The 20,747-nt window shown below is 35.0% G+C and carries 16 protein-coding genes and 4 pseudogenes; 10 read left to right on the top strand and 10 right to left on the bottom strand.

Translation table 11 applies throughout. The features are described from left to right. Position 1 precedes the first annotated feature (1 nt). From HX005_RS09730 to HX005_RS09710, 5 genes are all read right to left on the bottom strand, one after another. Entirely contained in the window at positions 2-754 is a 753-nt protein-coding gene (locus HX005_RS09730; protein WP_286377197.1) for an SDR family NAD(P)-dependent oxidoreductase, read from the bottom strand. Continuing rightward, a complete protein-coding gene (locus HX005_RS09725; protein ID WP_286377196.1) occupies positions 751-1,434 on the bottom strand; it encodes a glutathione S-transferase family protein in 684 nt (227 codons plus the stop codon). Before HX005_RS09725 ends, HX005_RS09730 begins: the two co-directional genes overlap by 4 nt. A 39-nt stretch (positions 1,435-1,473) precedes the next feature. After that, positions 1,474-1,959, bottom strand: coding sequence for an SRPBCC family protein (locus tag HX005_RS09720; protein WP_107007870.1), 486 nt, complete (start codon positions 1,957-1,959; stop codon positions 1,474-1,476). Between the two features lie 303 nt (positions 1,960-2,262). Continuing rightward, complete coding sequence (locus HX005_RS09715) at positions 2,263-2,697, bottom strand: PaaI family thioesterase (protein WP_107007869.1); 435 nt, start codon at positions 2,695-2,697, stop codon at positions 2,263-2,265. Positions 2,698-2,750: 53 nt separating this feature from the next. Then, entirely contained in the window at positions 2,751-3,611 is an 861-nt protein-coding gene (locus HX005_RS09710; protein ID WP_286377195.1) for a metal-dependent hydrolase, read from the bottom strand. Between the two features lie 159 nt (positions 3,612-3,770). Here HX005_RS09710 and HX005_RS09705 point away from each other — a divergent pair, with 159 nt between their 5' ends. From HX005_RS09705 to HX005_RS09665, 9 genes and pseudogenes are all read left to right on the top strand, one after another. Continuing rightward, positions 3,771-4,229 (top strand): winged helix-turn-helix transcriptional regulator, encoded by a 459-nt coding sequence (locus HX005_RS09705; RefSeq protein WP_107007867.1) that lies wholly within the window; start codon positions 3,771-3,773, stop codon positions 4,227-4,229. Positions 4,230-4,440: 211 nt separating this feature from the next. Then, a complete protein-coding gene (locus tag HX005_RS09700; protein WP_286377194.1) occupies positions 4,441-5,376 on the top strand; it encodes a metal-dependent hydrolase in 936 nt (311 codons plus the stop codon). Then, positions 5,377-6,309, top strand: a complete 933-nt coding sequence (locus HX005_RS09695; RefSeq protein WP_286377193.1) for an alpha/beta fold hydrolase — start codon at positions 5,377-5,379, stop codon at positions 6,307-6,309. 467 nt (positions 6,310-6,776) lie between these two features. Further along, positions 6,777-9,029, top strand: a complete 2,253-nt coding sequence (locus HX005_RS09690; protein ID WP_286377192.1) for a TonB-dependent hemoglobin/transferrin/lactoferrin family receptor — start codon at positions 6,777-6,779, stop codon at positions 9,027-9,029. A 77-nt stretch (positions 9,030-9,106) separates the two neighbouring features. Beyond that, the gene (locus HX005_RS09685; protein ID WP_286377191.1) at positions 9,107-9,901 is read left to right on the top strand and encodes a hypothetical protein; all 795 of its coding nucleotides are present in this window, start codon (positions 9,107-9,109) and stop codon (positions 9,899-9,901) included. Positions 9,902-9,959: 58 nt separating this feature from the next. Then, positions 9,960-10,772, top strand: coding sequence for a DUF4198 domain-containing protein (locus HX005_RS09680; protein WP_286377190.1), 813 nt, complete (start codon positions 9,960-9,962; stop codon positions 10,770-10,772). A gap of 410 nt (positions 10,773-11,182) precedes the next feature. Further along, positions 11,183-11,779: pseudogene (locus HX005_RS09675) on the top strand (biliverdin-producing heme oxygenase). Between the two features lie 26 nt (positions 11,780-11,805). Further along, positions 11,806-12,231, top strand: a complete 426-nt coding sequence (locus tag HX005_RS09670; protein ID WP_286377189.1) for a YbaN family protein — start codon at positions 11,806-11,808, stop codon at positions 12,229-12,231. Between the two features lie 342 nt (positions 12,232-12,573). Further along, positions 12,574-12,696 (top strand): annotated as a pseudogene (locus HX005_RS09665) (transposase domain-containing protein); the annotation flags it as partial. A 138-nt stretch (positions 12,697-12,834) separates the two neighbouring features. On the opposite strand, the gene HX005_RS09660 reads toward HX005_RS09665, so the two are convergent. Then, the gene (locus HX005_RS09660) at positions 12,835-13,599 is read right to left on the bottom strand and encodes an IS5 family transposase (RefSeq protein WP_286377188.1); all 765 of its coding nucleotides are present in this window, start codon (positions 13,597-13,599) and stop codon (positions 12,835-12,837) included. 489 nt (positions 13,600-14,088) lie between these two features. Then, positions 14,089-14,356: pseudogene (locus HX005_RS09655) on the bottom strand (cytochrome ubiquinol oxidase subunit I); the annotation flags it as partial. A 1,044-nt stretch (positions 14,357-15,400) separates the two neighbouring features. Here HX005_RS09655 and HX005_RS09650 point away from each other — a divergent pair. Continuing rightward, positions 15,401-16,336, top strand: coding sequence for a LysR substrate-binding domain-containing protein (locus HX005_RS09650; RefSeq protein ID WP_286377187.1), 936 nt, complete (start codon positions 15,401-15,403; stop codon positions 16,334-16,336). A gap of 50 nt (positions 16,337-16,386) precedes the next feature. On the opposite strand, the gene HX005_RS09645 is transcribed toward HX005_RS09650, so the two are convergent. The 3 genes and pseudogenes from HX005_RS09645 to HX005_RS09630 form a co-directional block, all read right to left on the bottom strand. Next, positions 16,387-17,496, bottom strand: coding sequence for an NADH:flavin oxidoreductase/NADH oxidase (locus HX005_RS09645; RefSeq protein ID WP_286377186.1), 1,110 nt, complete (start codon positions 17,494-17,496; stop codon positions 16,387-16,389). A 53-nt stretch (positions 17,497-17,549) separates the two neighbouring features. Further along, positions 17,550-18,843, bottom strand: a pseudogene (locus HX005_RS19635) (M24 family metallopeptidase). Between the two features lie 172 nt (positions 18,844-19,015). Beyond that, on the bottom strand, positions 19,016-20,659 hold the full coding sequence (locus tag HX005_RS09630) for a BCCT family transporter (RefSeq protein ID WP_286377183.1): 1,644 nt from the start codon (positions 20,657-20,659) through the stop codon (positions 19,016-19,018). Positions 20,660-20,747 lie beyond the last annotated feature (88 nt).

Genomic DNA, 20,747 nt, shown 5'->3' with positions numbered 1-20,747 from the left:
ATTAAAACTTCTCCTGATATGGACGTAAATCTAACTCATGTGTCCATAATTCTTTTTTCTGCTGATACAGCATCCAATAATTTTCAGCAATAGCTTCAATATTTAAACCACCCGTTCCACGTGTTAAGCGTAACAATCTGCCAAAACCTAAAACTGCCTGATTCACTCGATCACCATCTACCATACCGTCAATGACAACATGGGCAATATGAATATTCAGGGGTTTGTAGATTTTTGCTAGATTTAAAGCATAGTTTCTCAGTGCCGATTTGCCCATGGTAAAAGCAGCAAAGTAGGGTTTACCACGCATAGAAGCGCTCGCACCTGTAAAAATGAGTGTGCCGTTTTGCTGGTGTTGAAAAACATTTAAACTATATTGTGAAACAATATAAGCCGATGAGAACGTTGATTTCCACATTTTATTAAAGAAACCTGCTGTGGTTTTTAAGAAAATAGATGGAATATTTCCGCCAACATTATGAATAACGGCTTCGACCCGCTCTTGATGAATGCTATCAAATAATGCTTTCACTTCAGCTTGATTTTCGATATTGATGCAATGGGAAATTGCCTGCCCACCCAGATTGATAATTTCAGTCGTAACCCGATCTACTTTTGTGGCTGTACGACCTACAACATGAACTTTTAGCCCTTCTTGTGCAAAACGTCGGCATACTGCAGCACCAATTCCACGTTGAGCACCAACGCCAAAAACAACAACACTGGGTAAAGTTAAATCTTGATTTTGTGTCATAATTTTTCTAACCATTGTGAAATATTTGCGTAGCTTAGGATAACGGTGCGAAAACTTTGATGAGTACGCACGATTTCTAAAAGTTGTGAGCCTACGGCAATATCAGCGATCGTTTTATTTTTTCCAACAAGCCAACCAGTTTGTTTTAGCACAATATCAATTCGTTCAAGATGTCGAATAAATTCTGCATCTATCGTGCCATTAGGGATGCGTCCCAAACCTTGCATTTTGAGTTGTAATGTTAATGTTGTTTTGAGTAATGGTTTAACAAGTAGAGTTTCATGATAGGGACGCCCTTCTATGGCTTTTGCTACAGCAAGTTTAAAAGCCTGAGCATCATTCACACGATAGTGAACTTCATAAAAATATAAAAGCTCGTCTGCCCAGTCTTCCCATAATTCTACATACGCTTTTTCAAGAGGATCTTGAGGATAGAGCAGAGGAAGATCAGGAAAAGCACTATCTAAATATCGCGCAATTTGTGTGCTGTCCTGAATACGTTGACCTTGAATATCAAGGACAGGTAATTTACCTACTTTACTTAGCATCGGTGCTTTTGCACCTAATACGCCATTATAGTTAATTGTTGAAAAAGGAATTCCTTTAAACTTCAGCATACGTGATACTTTTTGGCAAAAAGGAGAAATTTCCCATTGGTGCAATACAACTGAGTTAGACATTTTTGGGCTTCCTGATCAATATTTTACTCACAATTAGACTTATTTTTTTTCACCAAAATATTTCTTCGTATCATTGATAAAAGATTTAAAAATGAGTTCATTAATAATGTTATTCACTTTAACAAATTGCTTAAAACCTGATCTTGGTTCAATCGCAAAACGCCATCTTAATCTGGAACCACCTTCTATGGCGGTCACTTGATAATCCTCTGCAAAGGATTCAAAAAAAGGCACATTCATGGTTTCAACATAAAATGAATGTCTACGTTCAGCATTGTTCCAATAAAAAAAGTTTTCTTTTAAGTTAAGAATATTTGCAATTTTTGCTATTCTTTTTGTCTCTACACCATAGGGTGGTGCGGAAATATAGTGACCTTTTATATTTTTACACCATGAAAGAGGGATTTGAGTTGTTAAGCCATCCCATACCGTATCTGCACTTGCAGCAAGTTCAACATCAAAAGACCACGTATAGAGTGCTGTATCAAAAAAAGAGTGGTCATATATTGGTTTCAATTGAAACATATAAACTCCAGTTTGAAAAAAATGAGTTATATAGATATAGAACTATTTTCTATTATTGGCTTATAAATAGGGTTTACTAATCAAGCGCGTAAACCCTTTATTTAATCTGTGAAGCTAGATATTCTGTTTTATCAATGACTCGGCATAATTACATTTCAATCTACGATCAAAGAAAAAATAATGATGTCAGTCTTGTAAATAAATCCACAGAGTCATTTTAAAAATCAAAAAAATGAAGAAAAGGTTTTATTTAGCTGTTCATTGAACTGAACTAAAATAAATCTTGAACAAATAAAGAATACATTAACGACGAATAATCATATTCGTTGCAGTTGCATAAGCATAAAGCTTACCTTCTTCATCTCTTAAATATCCTTCTGTAATTACTAAGTTTTTTCCTGCATTGATCACTTTTGCCTCTGCAAATAATTTCGTCTTAAATGGCATAGGACGGCACATTTTGATCGAAAGGTCAGTTGTTCCATAACTTTCACCTGCTTGTAGCAGAGTATGTGTCGCACAGCCTGTGACTGAGTCGAGTACTGTTGCTGCAAAACCACCATGCACGCCGCCCATTGGGTTGGTATGACGCTCATCAGCGATTGCACTAAATACAATTCGACCATATTCAACTTCTTCTGGCTGCATAGGAATGCTTTGTGCAATACCTGCTGGTGGAATCAGTCCTTTACTAAATGCTTGCATAATTTCCAAGCCTGTCATGTCTTTTACGTTCATATAAATATCCTTTTTATCAATATTTTACTTTTGATTAATTAAAAAAATGAGCTTTAGTTGAGTTTACGAGTGATTGTATCGAGGTTAATTCGTTTTTTGGTTGCTGCAACCAGTAAGGTTTCATCAGTCTGGTTAGGATGAAAGTCTCTACGATAATAAGTCATTAATTTAGGAATAATTTTACGATATTCTGATGCTGAAAAAGCAGTGAACTTTAACCACGATTTTAGGTTTAACAGTTGTCCGTCTCTTGACATGAGGACAAATTGATATACATTCGAAAAGAGCGTAACCAATACCATACTAAAAGTGAATAAAGTAACACGTGGGATATAGGCATCTAGACCTTTACCATATAAATGTTCATACATCTCATAAGCAACAGCTTTGTGTTCGGTTTCTTCAATACTGTGCCATAACCATAAATTTTTAATAGTTTGATCTGAAATTAAATTGTGAATTGTCTCCATCATTTCTACCACAAGCACAGCGGTATAGTGTTCCAGACCAACAGTCACTAGTAAATTCCATTTTTTAGGGAATATTTTTTCTATAGTCGTGAGAATAACGCCTGTGGCTTTCTCCAATGACTGAGGGTCTAAACCATACTGTTGGGCACTGACATGAAATGCATGATGTTCTTTAGAATGCATCGCTTCTTGCCCAATAAAAGCTCCAATATCACGATCAAGTGCAGGGTTTGATTTAATTTGAGGTCTTAATGCACGTACAGAACGAACAAAGTATGACTCACCCTCAGGAAATAAAGCCGATAACCCTGTAAAATAATGGGTAAAAGCTGGATCATTGTTGCACCAGTATTTAGGTGTTGCAAAAAATTCATAATCCATACGTCGTACAGGAAATGAAGTAGGCGCTTTTTTTATTTCTTTTTTTGCAATTGATGAGGACATAGTCTATCTCCATTATAAATTGTAAGTTCTAAAAAGGAACTTATAATTAAAATAGGCAATGATAGAGGCTATTGTCAATCTAATATTGAAACTTTAAAGTAAACTTGTCCTTAAATGACAATCCTGTACCTGTTATGATAATTTTTGAGGAGAAATAGAATGAAATGGCACGAACTCGGAGAATTGCAATGCCCAATTGCAAGAAGCTTATCGATCCTTGGAGATCGCTGGACACTATTAATTATTCGTAATGCTTTTATGTCAACCAAACGATTTGATGATTTTCAACGTGAACTTGGGATTACTCGACATCTTTTAACTGAACGAATCCAACGCTTGGTTGAACATAATATATTTGAAAAAGTTTTATATAATGAAGCACCTAAGCGTTATGAATATAAATTAACTGAAAAAGGATTAGCATTATATCCCATTATTTTGGCATTCAGTAGCTGGGGTAATTTATGGCAAAATGAAAATCAAGAATTTCCTGAAGTAAAATATAAACATAAAAATTGTGGTCATTTTACTCGACCTGAAATGACTTGTGACTGTTGTCATGAAAAAATTGACCCTAAGCAGATGCAGCTTATTCCATTTCCTGAAAATGAAAAATAATAATTTTGAATGATGGTGTGTTGGTTTAATTGAATTTGGAATCGTTTAATAGACAATTCTGATTGAACGATACTGTTTTTATGAATGGAATGACCTGAAAAGATATAAATGAGGATTATGAGGCTATATGGGTTCCTTTTTAGAACTTGATAGGCTTGTATTAGTTCTAAAAAGGAACTTATATAATGCTGATAGAGTCATGGTGATAAAAATGGAAAATAGAGAAGCACTCAATCAATCCTCAAAAACATTCTGGCCAATGACTGTGCGCCGAGTCAGTTTTGATTGGAAAAAAACACCTTTACATTGGATTCCTCAGTCTGCTTTAGCAAGTCATGCTGTTAATCATTTTAGTTTCACCCTTGTTCGTGGCGAATATTTCTTTTGTCGTATTTTTAATAAAACGTTGCCCTATATTCACGACGAAAAGCTTAAAGCAGATGTTAAAACCTTTATACGTCAAGAAGCTATACATGCTCAGGCACATAAAGAATCTATAGAATTATATTTAAAACGCTATGGCGTAGATATTGAAAAACAATATGAAATGTCATTCAAGTTATTTGATCGACTCTTGGCAGATCAGCCTTTGGGAATAAAGTTACCTAAACGTTTTGAAAGAGAATGGTTAAACCTACGTGTAGGTTTGGTTGCTACAATTGAGCATTATACTTGTGCATTGGGTAAATATGTGATCGAAACCGCCCGTTGGGAAGAAAAAGGAGCTAATCCTGAGGTGAGTGATTTATTTACTTGGCATTGTGCAGAAGAAGTTGAACATAGAGCAGTTGCCTTTGATTTGTATCAGTATTTAAGTCAAGACAACTATGCTATGCGCAGTGGTTTGATGTTGATATTTGTTCCTATTTTTACTTTTATCATGGTGAAGGGAACAGTAAACTTAGCTGCAACAGATCAGAAAATACCGAAAACGCAAAGAAGTATATTACGTCGTGGTTTTTGGAAAGAGTGGCGCAATGCCAGTAAGCAAGAGCTTATTCCGAGTATATCGTGGTTTGTGACGACTTCCCGAAGTTTTTTTGCTAAAGATTATCATCCATTTTACGAAGCTTCTACGCAAATGGCTTTGGATTATATCCACCGTTCGCCAGCAGTAAAAGCTTATGAGCAAAGGAAGGCATCATAAATGACAATACAAAAAATTCAGCAACCGAATTTAAAAACACAAAAAATGATTATGGCAGATGATGTTCAATTATCTGTGTATGAATGGGGTGAAAGCTCACCAGAATTTGAAACGATTATTCTCATACATGGTTATCCTGATGATGCTAGTGTATGGGATAAAATGGCAGCGAAACTCTCTCACAATTTTCATGTTGTTAGTTATGATGTGCGTGGCACAGGAAATTCTACTGCTCCTATTTCCAGTAAGGGCTATGAATTTCAGTATTTATTATCCGATTTGAACTATGTAATTTCACAGGTTAGCCCTAAACGTAAAGTACATCTTTTAGGGCATGATTGGGGGGCGTTACAGGGTTGGGAAGCTGTTTTTGATCATGATTTACAAACAAAAATTCAAAGTTACACAGCATTAGCACCAGGTTTGGATCATGTTGGTACATGGTTTAGGCAACATTTATTGAGTTTACAGCCACAACAGCAGTGGAAAGCCATTAAACAAATGATTTCATCAAGTTATATGGGGTTTTTCAATTTACCAATATTGCCTGAATTGAGTTGGAATGCTTTTTTAAATAAGCATTGGACTAAGTTGCTGTCTAAAATTGAAGACCAACAGCTTCAGCATTCTTCATCTCATCAATTGAGAAATGGAATCAATGGATTGGAACTTTATCGGAAAAATTTATTTTCTTCACTGATTTCTCAAAAGCATCGTATCACTCAAGTACCAGTACATGTGCTATCTATGCGTCATGATCCATTTGTACCACAACATTTTTTGTTGGGAATAGAAGATACCGTAGATGCATTGTATAAAAATACTGAAATTGAAGCAGGTCATTGGGGAATTTTAACTAAAATAGAACTATTTATAGAACCCATTTCAACATTTATTTTTAGTATAAAATCTGATGATATGTTGCAAGCTTAAATATAAAAAGAAATACGATCTTTTTACACGACTATCTCACAAATATTATAAGAAGAACCTCAATAGAGGTTCTTCTTATTTAGTCCAATTCTTTTGGTAACACGGTAATAACTCCCGAAAATTAATCGCTTAGATTGAATATATTTATATTTCCTCATTGAACCATAGATAATAGATGAAAAATCTCGTGATTTAAAAACAATCAATTAATCGATCATTTTTTGATTTATTAAAATAGAAAATATTAACTTAAAATATTGTTTATAAAAATAAAAAAATAAAATAAAGGCTTCTATTAAATTTTTCCTAAAATTAATTTGTATTAAATTTATTGTAAACGATAATGAAAGTAATTATCATTTGCAAATAAATTCAATTTATCTAGATCCCTGCCAGATTTCATTCTGGTCAGGTGGCTTCTCTTATGGTTGATGTGAATGATGACATTTTTGTGTGGAATTTCGTAGATGAATCAACAAGTAAATAATTGTATGTGGGCTAACAAAGTTAAATTACAGGTACTAAAACCATGCTATTTAACATCATGTTTAGTTGCAATTATGGCAGCAGGGCATGCATTTGCGGAACCTGTGCAAGAGGTAGAGACTGAGTCAAGAGTTTCAGCAACATTGCCAGTGATTACAGCATATGCTAAACCTGTGAAAAAGAGTGCAGAATCCATCACGAGCATTAGCCGTAATAGTATGGATCAGACTGGTGTACAAGATATGGCAGATATTGTGAAATATTTGCCCTTAGTACAGGCGCCATTTTCTGTTTATGGTGGTGGGACATATATAGATAGTGCAGGAACCAGCAGTTATAACATTCGTGGAATAGATGCAAACCGCATTGGTTTAGATATTGATGGAATCGATTTAGCCGAAGCAGCAATTAGTCCATATATGCCGCCCTCTAGTATGAGCAAGCGTGGGGCAGGACGAGATTATATTGAACCCGAAATGTTGAATGCTGTTGATATCGTTTCTGGTACTACAGATGCATCGACAGATGGTATTGGTGGGCGTGTATCATTTAAAAACAAATCACCACAGGATTATTTAACGGAAGCAAAAACTGTTGCTGGTTCAGCCAAAGCAGGCTATAACTCTGCCGATCAATCATGGCTTGCTTCAGTGACTGGTGCTGTAGGCAACGATACAGTTAAAGCATTGGTGGCTTATGCTCATCGTGATGGTCATGAAACAGATGGCAACTCAAAAACTAAAGCGTATGACACAGATTGGAAACAAGATGCTGCGTTGGCTAATCTAAGCTGGCAACTTAATGATGAACATCAGTTGAATGTCATAGCAGATGTTTATCAAAAAGAAGCTGATACTGTAGGAATGGATGCTTCCGCTTTTATTGCATTTAAAACGGATACTGCTGTACAAAATCAGAAAATTGAACGTAACACCTTTTCTTTAGAAGATATTTATCAGCCTACACAGTTTTCATTATTTGACAAACTGAGTTCAAAACTATGGTATCAAAAATCTACGAATGAAACACGCACCATTTATGATGCTGGCAGTTATATCCGAGATTTTTTAAATAGTTATGAGCAGACAAGTACTGGCATAAAATTGGATGCTACGAAAGAGTTAGATAAGCAAACTATGAAATATGGTCTAATTTATGATCATAAATCGTATTCTAGTGATCGTATCGAAAGCCGAAGTAATGGGCAAACGATCCCCTTTACAGGAACTTATTTAACAGATTCAACTTTAGATCGTTATGCAGTTTATGTTTCAGATCAATTTAATTTCTATCCAAACAATAAAGCACTTTCGATCACGCCATCATTGCGGGTAGAGCATCAACAATATAAACCTGAAGATTCTGGTTCTAATATTAAATCAAAAGATTTTACTTATTTGGCACCAGGCTTAACTGCGGCATATCAATTCAACCCTGAAAATTATACATATTTAAAATATGCACGTGGTGCACGTATACCTTCGCCAATGGAAATGGGGGGCTCTTATGAAACCTCTAATGGCGCGTCTTATTTAGTAAAAGGTAATTCAGATTTAGAAAAAGAAATTAGTGATGCTTTTGAGATTGGACTCAAAAATACTTCTATTGATGGTATTAAATTAGATTTAACAGCTTTCTATACCCTTTATAGTGACTTCATTGATTATAAACAGGTTTCAATTCCAAATTACTTCTTAGTTTATCAGGCAGAAAATATTGCTGATGCAAAAATTTGGGGTGGAGAACTCTCTGCACATATTGATTTAGGAAAATTTATTCCAAGTTCAGAAGGGTTTAGCCTAAATTTGGTAGCAGGGAAAACTCGCGGAATAGCAAAAAATAAAGATGGCTTAAAAACTGGATTGAACTCAGTGCAGCCAGAAAAAGGGAGTTTAACTTTTGCTTATGATGATCCAAATCGTCTATTTGGACTGGGTTTAACTGCGACAGCAGTGGGTTCAAAACAGGCACAACTAGATGTAAGTGCATTTCAGCCAAATGGTGAACAGTTGAAATATGAAAAGGTTGCAGGCTATGCAGTATGGGACTTATCAGCGTACTGGAATGTCAATAAAGCGACCAAGCTTAATGTAGCTTTCAATAATATTTTTGACAAAACATATTGGAACTATGCTTCTGTCGGTACGCTAAACGCGACTGAAAAAGCTGAGATGATTGACCGCTCTGCAGAACCGGGACGCAATATAACTGCAAGTATTCAATATAGATTTTAAACCATTTTAGACCAATCAATGGTCACAGTAGCATTACTGTGACCTCTTATTTTTTTGAGAACATTTAGGACGATATAATGAATAAATTAATGATGTTAGCAATGGGAACGGTCATTGCTGCTACATCGGCTTGGACGGCAGCGGCGACAGCGCAACCTTTAGTATTCCAAGAAGCATATGCAGTATATCTGCTTCAGCATCCTGATAGCAAAGAGCAAAATAGCAAAACGCTTATTCAGCAGTTCACTCAGGACTATGCTGAATTATTTAAAAATCATAAAAAAGTCAATCAGGAACAGTTTATACAGTTTGAACAGAAGCAATTAGATGGGCTAATGAAACAGCGTCGTGAGATGTCACTGAAACAAGCCCATGTGCGTTACGGTATTTTGGATGCTGATAAGAACCAAAAACTAACCTTAAAAGAATTTCAGGATATTGGTCTGAAAAACTTTGTGGATTATGACAAAAATGGTGATGGCATTGTAACGTCAGAAGATGTGCAACTGACTACAACAACGCATGATGGTTTCCGTATGCGTCTACCAATTTCCATGCCGATTGCTAGCAATCCTGAAGAGTTTATCCGTCAATATGGTCAAGGCAAAGCGTATGCAACTTTAGGTGATTTTCTAAGTGGACGTGATAAACAGTTTTTTGAAACAGATTCAAATCAGGATTTAACTGTATCTGAAAAAGAATATGTTGATGAATTTATGGGGCGTTATGACAAAAACACTTTGACTGGAAAAGAAAAGATGAAGGATATATCAGCACGTAAATTTCAGGCGATAAGCGGTGGAAAATCAACTATTCAGGCTAAAGATATCGAAAAGTTTGCTCAACAAGTAGATCAAGCGATTAGTCAGTAAGTATTTATTACACAACTGTTTTCAAAAATTATTGAACAAAATAGGTAAGAATTTTGTGATGAAAAAGACTTTATTTGCCTGTGCTTTTGCAGCAATTTCTATGAGCGTTGCAGCACATTCGCCTTTTACTGCACCAAGTGCGTACGTCGTGAGCGGGGATAATACTTCTATTGTAGCGGGTTTTGCTGAAAGCCCATTTGATTCAGAAGTGGCAATTCGTGGTTTTGAACTTTATGTGGTGAATCCTAAAGGCGAGCAAAAAAATCTTGAGCTAATGAACACTGCGAGTTTAAGTAGTGCCAATGTCAATTCTTCTATTGATGGTACATATCAAATTGTGGGTAAGCGTAGCGCCGAAATTAAATATGCCAAAGTGGGTAAACGTTGGTTAAGAGTATTAGATGCTAAGGGTACAAATGTACCACCGCTAGATGTCCGTTCATTTGTATTACCAGAAGAACTCACGACCAAGCATGAGACGTTTAAAGTACAGAGAGTGGATGAATTACTGAGTTATTTCTCAAAGCATCAGACATCTGAAATACCACGAGACCAAACTAAACAAGGTTTGTCAGTCGAATATTCAGCACACCCAAACAGTATTAAAGTCGGGCAACCCTTTAATTTGACGGTCAAATTAAATCAAAAAATAGCGGCAGGCTATCAAGTTCAGTTGGAACAACAACAAACGAGTTTAGCTGACAAAAAAGAGCCTCTTAAATTAAAGACAAATACTCAAGGACAAGTTGAATTGCCATTCAATGAAAAAGGTCAATATATTATTACCATAAGTTCACCCGAGCAAAATGAAAATATAAAGCCACATGCAAATACTTATCGAACGATTTTAAGTGTTTATGTTGGTCATTAATATTTTTAAACTTTATAAAAAATCAAATGCCTAAATAGGGCGATTGGTTTGAGTGGAAATTGTTTACGAAAGTCTAACGATTTTATCGCTTCAGGTTAAATTTTAATTATTTAGTTTTATGAGATCAAATTCGTAAAAATTACGTTGAATGATGTACATCCGCTTTCGCTCATTCCTCTATATTTATAAATGACGGTTTATGACTGATAAATCGTTTTAAAAAGGAATGAGCGTAAATTTTTCAAGTACATGTGAAATGTAAAATATGATTGTCAATATTCATTGAACTAGATTTAAATCACATCAGATGAATGGAGAAGCAGTGAAAGTCATTGTTGATTTTCCAATACACCTCAAACTTAGCAGTAGTCGTTAAGACTGAATTAAAAATTTTGACAGAGGAAATATAAATGAATGTAGCAATAGAGAAAACAACTCAAGAGAGTTTAATGTTGCGACTTAAACAAGAAACATCAAGTGAACATGATCGTATGGAAGTACTTATGCAGCGTGCAGGTGTATTTGCGTCACAAGATAACTATGCCCAATTTACTTTATCGCAATATTATTTTCAAAAAGATGTAGAACATTTATATCTAGATCCAAAAGTGCAGCAGCTTATTCCAGATTTAGATGTACGTGGGCGTTCTGAGGCAGCACTGAAAGATTTATAAGATTTGGGTTTAAGCCCACAACAACAAAGTATTGCAACAGAAGGCGTCTCTTATCCTGAATCTCTAGGTTGGATTTATGTGTCTGAAGGTTCAACTTTAGGTGCTGCTTTTTTGTTTAAAGAGGCTCAAGCAAAATTTGGATTTAGTGCAGATTTTGCAGCTCGAAATTTGGCAGCATATCCAGAAGGTCGTGCGATTGTGTGGAAGCGTTTTAAGCAAACTTTGGATGAAGCAGGTTTTAGTGAGCAAGAACAAAATCAGATTGTACAAGGTGCATTGCAAGGATTTAAACATTTTGGTGATTTATTAGGAGATTTGAAAAATCTCAAATAAAGCGAAAATGTAAGGGAACGGAAACAATGAAACAGGCTAAGTCGGGACAAGAGCTCAATACAGTATTGACATTACAAAAGTCGAAATTGACAAAATCTTGGATTGTACGCTGGATATGCATCATCTTGGCTTGGCTATGTTTGGTATTAGGGACATTAGGTATTATTGTTCCTGGTATCCCGACCTTTGATTTTTATTTTTTGGCAGCGCTGTTTGCATCCAAAGGTTCGACTAAGTTACATGGCTGGATCGTGAATAATCGAATCATTGCGCCTATTTTACAACAATGGCAAACCCAGCGTCGCTTACCCTTGAAGGTTAAAATTTTATCGCTGATGAGTATGAGCGTTGCTGCGGTACTTATGGTGATAATCATTCCTCATCCATGGGCTGTTGGTACATTGATTATGGTGATGATTTGCGCACAAGTGTGGCTGTGGTTTAAAACTTAGAGTCTTCTGGTAATGAATGCGGAAGAATCAATTTGAATAAAATGAGAGATATTAATTTAAAAATCACTGTCAATCGTTTAGAAGTTATAGTTATTTTTGATAATTAATCTAAGTTGCTGATAATGTTAGGTATTTTAGTGTATTTTATACTGTACAAAACCATGCTTAATGTAAAAGAAAGCTAAGTTAAATAACACTAAATCTAAAAAAATTGGAATAACAACTTGTTAAGTTATTGTTTTTACGTTGATGATGATGGTGTTATGAGTAGTAATAATTTTTTTCTTAAGAGGTTTTATCTAAAACTATTGATCAGATAATTCTTTTCAATGTCATATATACATGACTTTAATCCAATTAGAAAAACTGAATGGTTTGGATCCGTATACCTATTTAAGTGATGTGCTGAAATGGCTGCCGACACATAAAGTGACCCAAATAGAAGAATTGTTACCACACCGATGAAAAACTGCTTGAGTTCAAGTAGGATTCAGTGGATGCTTATTTATCAATTGGCTAAATAGTGACTTGTGAAAGAGACTTATAAGTTCTAGTAAGGTAAAACCATAAATATATTTCATTACTTTAGGTTCTGTGGACATTTCAAGTATAAAACTTTCCCGATAAAGGTAGCCAAATAAAGATACAAGCTAAAGCAACAGCCCCCTCATAATTACGCTTTAGCTTATCGTATCTCGTTGCAATCCCTCTAAATTGTTTCAATCTACAAAATGTATTCTCAACTAAATGTCTGATTTTATATAGATACCAATCCATATGATCATTATTTGACTGTGTATTTGATTTTCTGGGGATATTTGCTTTGGTTTTTTCAGTTGATATTTGTTCTCTTAATGATTCTGAGTCATAACCTTTATCTGCACATACAACTTTTGTTTCATTTAAGTCCAACTTTTCAATCAATTTAGGCGCGATCTTGACATCATGTGTTGTTCCATCCGAGATAATAATTTCAATCGGGTTTCCATTTGCATCAACAGCCAGATGAATTTTAGAGCTATTTCCACCAATACTTTTAGAAATATCCTGATCTTTCATTCCCGCAGAATGTTGATGTGCCCGAACATGGCTACCATCAATAAACACCCACTCAACATCTGCATTGGAAGATATTAATTTAAATATTTTCATTAACTTATGGTTTTTACACCATCGATTATATTTTCTAAATATTGAATTATATGAACCAAATTCTTTTGGTAAATCACGCCAAGGGCAACCAACTCTTATTCTATAAAGAATAGCTTCGACAAAGTTCCTCACATTAGATTTGAAATAGATATTAAAATTACGGAAAATAGAAACTAACTTTGACCAGTGTTGATCATTCAGCATTGTGTGAGGCATAGCGAGTATAAAATTGGGTTTGGCGATTTGATTTTACACTCGCTATTTTTTAGACAACAAATGTCCACAGACCCTACTATAATTATCCTCAAAAATAAGGAAATTCACTAAAGCAACTGTTTTTATTAAAAAATAATCTAGGTATTTTTTAGGATAAATGCATTATTATTTGGCTAATTAGTATAAATATTGGGTAGTATTCTAAATTCTATGTTGGTTGAAATTATCAGTTAATCGCTTAAATTAAACATTTGGAAGTTATCAAATAGCCTTATCTCACCATTGAATGATGTATGATAGATCAAAAATTCTGTTTTAAAAACAACCAATTGATTAATGATTTTTTAATTTATGAAATAGACCGATCAAATGCATTAATTTGTTGAATGAGTTGATCTAAAGCTGCTTGATTATGCTCATTTAATCCAAATCGCTTTAATTTATGGATAAGCAAAATATAACAAGACTTTAAATACACCAGCAATGAGTGCTAAAGCGATAAGGAAAAGATGGATTAAAAACAATAGCCCACCAGTCCGTTGGGACAATGATGCCATTTTCAATCGCAAAGCCTTGAGGAGTTTGCATCCAACAATAAATCTTTATAAACCGAATCTTGTGTTTTCAGCCATTTCCATTCTAATAACGCAAGGAAACACGCTAAACCAATAGATGTCGCAGGAAAAATAATATGAAAGGATACTGTAAAAGCAAATTGTATCCTTACTAACTCTAAAGCAGTTAATCCGAGACTCATACTATTGCTCCCCGATGATTCAATAATTTGATGGAGAAAGCTATCGAAAGACAGTGAAAAAGACTAAAAAAAAGAATAGATCGCCCCATAGAAACTACCTATTGAAAAGAATAGATTTCATTTTGCAGAAGTTGCTTTTGAATAAGTAGGTACAAAAAAATGGGGAATAAAATATAACAGAGAACATTTATAGGGCTTTATTGTTATATTTTTTCTCGGATTTTTGTAGTTACATCTGGAATATTAATTTATTGAAAATACACGTAACAAAAGGATTTAAAGACCTGAATTGATGCTGTGTTTGTGGTTAAAAAATTAAATATCATTTCAACATTGATTGAGAAACATGGCTTTTCAGAAAAGTTGGGCAGGTAGTGAAAAATTGACTCCCATGATCAATGATATATGCTAAATAACAGGGGGCATTCACTTGGAAGACTCTAGGCAGCCGACTTGTAAAATTCCTCAGTTATTGGTTTCATTTCTTAAAATCGAAGCATGTCTGAGTTCTTCATTGATTATAAAATAGCTCAATGTATTTTATAATATCTGCCTTTGCTTCTTCCCTAATTTTGACCTCAATATAATATTAGCCATATAGCTAATATATTTGATGTTATTTAGAAAAATTTCTATAAAATAAAAGTTATGTAAGTTATTGAATTTTATTTTAAAGAAGAAGTATATGAGGTTATTATAGGCGTATTAGAGTTAACTGATGTTTACTTAAAAATTAATGCATTTTTAAAATTAAATAGGACTTACATATTGACTGCATGAAAAATAACTCACTAAAACCATGAGATAAATCCGTATTAAATTAAATACTTAAAGTTTAATAACAGTATTTTATTATACAAACTAAAGGTTTATTATCCAAATATTGATCCATGATAAAAACTCATGAATACAATACAACATATCACTTTAAAAACTAGTTTTAGCATGAGATTTTAGACCTAAAATAGCTAATGCTAGAAATAGCATGTGCGTTGAAATAAAGTTTTAGCATGAAGCCAAACTTAGACTAAACAAGGAATAGTCATGAGGATTAAGCCACTTCCACCCATGAATAGTTTGATTGTATTTGAGGCAGCTGTACGCTATCTCAGCTTTACTCAGGCTGCAAATGAGTTAAATGTGACACAAGGTGCTGTTAGTCGGCAAATTAGACAATTAGAAGATTATTTAGGGAAAGAACTATTTGTTCGAGAAAACCGAAATATTTATTTAACAACCACAGGGCAACAGTATTACCAAACGATCTATAGTTCATTGTTAAAAGTTGCAGAAGCTACAGCAGAAATAAAAAAATGGCAGGGAGAGGATCAGGTTACCGTTGTAACGACGAATGCGATGGCTGCACTTTGGTTATTGCCCAAGGTAGCTGAATTTCAGCAAAATGAATGTATAGACCTTAGAATTTTAACTACAGAAAATATTCAAGACCTAAATAAAATGGACTGTGATTTAGCACTATTTTATTGCAAAAATTCGCCTGCTAATATGAATGTCACCACATTATTTGCAGAAGAAGTATTTCCTGTCTGTAGTCCAGCTTATTTGACTCGTATCAATGCTTCTAATGATCCACAAGACTTATTTAGACAAAATTTATTGTATTTAGATGAATCACAAAAAGATTGGTTAACTTGGCCAGAATGGTTTGCAGAGGTAGGCTATCCAGATATTAAGCCACGTAATAAAATGAATATTAACAATTACCCTTTACTCATTCAGGCAGCAGCCAATGGACAGGGCATTGCCTTAGCTTGGGGGTCATTGCTCAATGATCATTTGGAAAATGGCACACTTATAAGACCTGTTGATACAGTTCTAAAAACCGATGCAAATTTTTGTATGCTTGAACCAAAAGATCGTGGGGTGATTCCACCGAGTGTTAAACGTTTTAAACATTGGCTGCTAGAGCAAGCGGTTGATTCTGTAGGAAGTATTGGAATTAGAGGCATTCAGTCATAATTTAAATAAGAGAGGTGTTTTTAAAGCCTCTCCATTTTGGATTAACATGTTTAAGATGCATATTTTTTGAATATTTGATTGGAACCTCTGGGTTGGAAACGAAAATATTGAGGAGCTATAGCAATCGTTTGATTTAATTTTACGGCTGCATGCCATGACCAACGAGGGTCATATAAAATTCCTCTTGCAATACCTATGGCATCTGCTTGCTTAGCCTGTAATATTCTTTCCGCTTGTTCTGGATGCGTGATGAGACCAACCGCTATAACAGGTACATTAATAGCTTTTTTTATTTCATTTGCAAATGGAACCTGATATTCAGGATGGATGTCAATTTTTTGGTCCTTGTGTAATCCTCCACTTGTCACATGAATGTAAGCAACCCCAATTTGTTCCAAAATTTTAGATAATTCAATACTTGACCTTAAGTCCCAACCACCATTAACCCAATCTGTAGCGGAAATTCTTACACCAATTGGATAATTTTTAGGTACGACTTTCTTAATCTCTTTAAATATTTCTAAGGTCAGTCTAATCCGATTTTCAAAGCTTCCTCCATATTCATCAGTACGCTGATTAGACAGAGGTGATAGAAATTGATGGAGTAAATATCCATGTGCTGCATGTAACTCAATGAGGTCAAAACCAGCTAAGACAGAACGCTGTGCTGCAGCAACAAAATCAGAAATTACTTTTTTTATACCAATCGTCGAAAGTGAAATAGGAGGGTGTCCATTAGGCTGAAATGAAATAGCACTAGGGGCAATTGTTTGCCAACCATTTTTTTCATCTGGTGTAAATTGTCCATTTCTTTCCCCCCAAGGCGTATCACAAGATGCTTTACGTCCCGCATGTGCCAATTGAATAGCAAAAGGGGTTGGAGATATTTTCTTAATTTTTGAAAGTAATGTCTGCATCATTTTACATTGAGTATCATTCCATATCCCCAAATCAGCATAACTAATACGACCTTCAGGTTGGATGGCTGTTGCTTCAATAATACAAAGTCCTGCACCCGATAATGCGTAGCTCGCCCATTGTTGTTCATGCCAATAACTTAATTCACCATTTTCAGATGAGTATTGACACATGGGAGCAATAATTACTCTATTTTCTAATATTAAGTTTTTGAATTTAATGGATTTAAATAAAATGGACATTTCTATATCCTCATGAAGATTAAGTATTGTGATATACAGTTTTGTATTAATTTTTAAAGTAAATTTGATTCAAAAGGATAAAGAGTCAACACTTCTGGACCATGTTCTGTAATCAATACTTGATTTTCAAGTTTTACTCCAGATCCACCTTGTTTATGTCCGACATAACTTTCTACACACATCACCATACCTGACTCTAAGACACCATCATAGCCAAAGCTTTCCCATGCTTCAGGGAAATAGATACCTGGTGCTTCATCACACAGCCCCACACCATGGTATAAAAATGAATAATGGTTATATTCATTTGGATCATATTGTAATGCGTTGTATGTCAACTCTTTGAATGTTGTTCCAACTTTTAATAGCTCAGTATTTTGCTGAATCTGTTGATGAGCCATTTGATATATATTCTTTTGTTCAGCTGTTGCAGGCATATCACCGCATAACCAAGTACGTGAAGTGTCAACACAAAAACCGTATGCACCAATCAAGTCAGTATCAAAAGCAACCAAGTCGCCATTTTGGATAATACGACCGCTACATTCTTGATACCACGGATTACAGCGCGGTCCAGAAGCCAGTAGGCGAGTTTCAATCCATTCACCGCCACGTGCAATATTTTCAGCATGCAAATAAGCCCATAAACGTTGTTCTGAAATGCCAGACTGTAAATGATCATGCATAACTTGAATGGCAGACTCAGTTGCATGCACAGCACAGCGCATCGCATTAATCTCATCATGACCTTTAATGGCACGAGCCAGTTCCATGATTTCTTCACCATTTTCAATGGAAAGACCTAAGTGCTCTAATTCTTTGACACCTTCAACATTACATTTGTCGATGGCAATTTTTTTTATTACCCTTGCCTAGTTCTAAAACGACATCATAAATTTCGTTAGCCCATTTTTTGGCTTGTTCGTCAATTCGTGTCCCTGCGCAGAAATAAAACCAAGAAATGCAGGGACGTACCTGTGATACTGTTTTTGCATGATCCGCCAAGAAGTCACAATGATCAAATTCCCACAGCACAATTTTTCCTTCAGCAGAAACATAGGTATAGCGCCCAGCATTGTGAAGCACCCAAACCTGCATGTTGGTTGTACCTGTTGCATAGCGAATATTAATCGGGTCATACAGTAAAATACCAGCCAAGCCTTGTTTTTTAAGTAAGGTACAAATACGTTCTAATCGATATTCTTGCATGCGGTCTAGATCAGGTAAGCTGAGTCCTGCTTGTAGCCATTCAGAAGTAGCTAATTCACCAGGTCCAATTTGATGCATATTTAAATGTTCAGGATGGCGGTTACCAATACGGTTTGAATAGGGAAGCTTACTGTTCATAGTCAGTCCTTTAAGCGAATTAAGTTCCATTTAATTGATTTATTTTTAATATCGTAATGAGATTGTGACAACTGATTTTTATGTAGGGTGAATATGACTTAAACTCATGTTGAGTATTGAACATTAAACTCATAGTGCTTTTATCATAAGCACTATGAATTTAGGAAAAGTATTAATTTTCTTGTTGATGTATTTTCAATTCAGATGAGCTTGATGATGTAATATTTTCTTTTTTAAAAGCTTTCTGTAGAGAAAAACACATTAGTACGAGTAATATTATGATTGGGAAGCCAAATAGAGTTACGGCTGCTTGTATGGCTTTTAATCCACCGATATAAAGTAAACCAAGACTAATTGCTGTTACGAAGCCGCACCAAATAAGTCTTGTTCGAATAGGGGTTTCCTTCTCTGATCGTGTATCAAGAAAACATAGAACATGTGTACCTCCATCTTGTGAAGTAACTAGATATGTAATTAATAATAAGCAGGTAGTAATACTTAAAATAGTACCAAAAACCCCTTTATTTATTTCATCAAAAAGTGAGAAAACGGCTAAGGTATTATCTTGTTTCGTCGCTTGAACAATTGGACCACCTGTAAATTCTTGAGCAATCGTAGCTTGAGGCAAGTCATTATTTTTATTTTTTTCGATGAGTGCTGACGTTTGTGCTTCATAGGCATGTCGGGCATCTTTTTCAATTTTTAATGCAGAACCACCAAAAACGCTCATCCACATAAATGTAACTAGGGTGGGCACAATTAATACGCCCGATATTAATTGGCGAATAGACCTTCCTTTTGAAATTTTCGCAATAAACATACCCACAAAAGGTGCCCATGTTGACCACCATAACCAATAAAAGGCTGTCCACCAATTTTGCCATTGTGAATCTGCTTGTGTATTACTCCAAAGGCTCATGCTAATGAAGTGAGATGAGTAATTACCTAAACCTTCTAAATATGAATTGGTGATGTATCTGGCTGGACCCACAAACATTAAAATAAGTATCAAAGCAATGGATAAAAGAATATTTAATTCTGATAGGCGTCTCATACCCGTACCAATACCTCTTACAACAGAAATGGTTGCGAGGCTTGATAGTGCAATCATGATAATAAATTGAGCAGTAACACTGATTTGTATACCGAAAACTTTATTTAGCCCAGTATTAATTTGAAGCACACCAATAGCAAGCGTCTGAGAAATACCAAATGTAGTAATAACGATAACTAAAAGATCAACAATATTGCCAATAGGTCCATTAATACGGTCACCTATGAGTGGATGCAACACGGAACGGATAGAAAAAGGTAATCCTTTACGATATGAAAAATAGCCAATAGCTAGCGCGGCAATACAATATACTGACCAAGCATGCAAGCCCCAATGGAAAAATGTAAGCTGCAAAGCCATGCTTGCTGCATCATCTGTTAGACCTTTTGTAAATGGATTACTTATATAATGATTTATAGGCTCAGCAACACCCCAAAATACTAAACCAACCCCCATTGCGCATGAAAACAACATAGATAACCATGCAAAGTTACTATATTCAGGTTTATCTGAATCATTACCTAACTTAATATCACCATAACGGCTAAACATGACATAAATGAGAAAAAAGCAGATCGCTGTAATGGATAATAAAATAAACCATTTCATGTTATTAAGAAGAGAAGTGGATAATTCTGTGAAAATCCGAGCCGCTTGATCAGAATATGCTGCACAAAATATAACAAAACTTGCAACTAAAACTTTTGAACCGATTGATACGAATGGATTGAAACCATCTTTGGCTTCAGTAGTTGTACGCATAACTCCTCCTTGGATGCGTTACAGCAGTGTACTCAAATTTATATCCGCTAAATTTGAAAAACCAACTGTCTGAGTACGAATTATAGAA

This window comes from Acinetobacter sp. R933-2 (genome assembly GCF_030325485.1).
In the GTDB taxonomy this organism is placed as follows: Bacteria; Pseudomonadota; Gammaproteobacteria; order Pseudomonadales; family Moraxellaceae; genus Acinetobacter; species Acinetobacter sichuanensis.
This window is presented reverse-complemented; position numbering and strand designations above follow the sequence as displayed.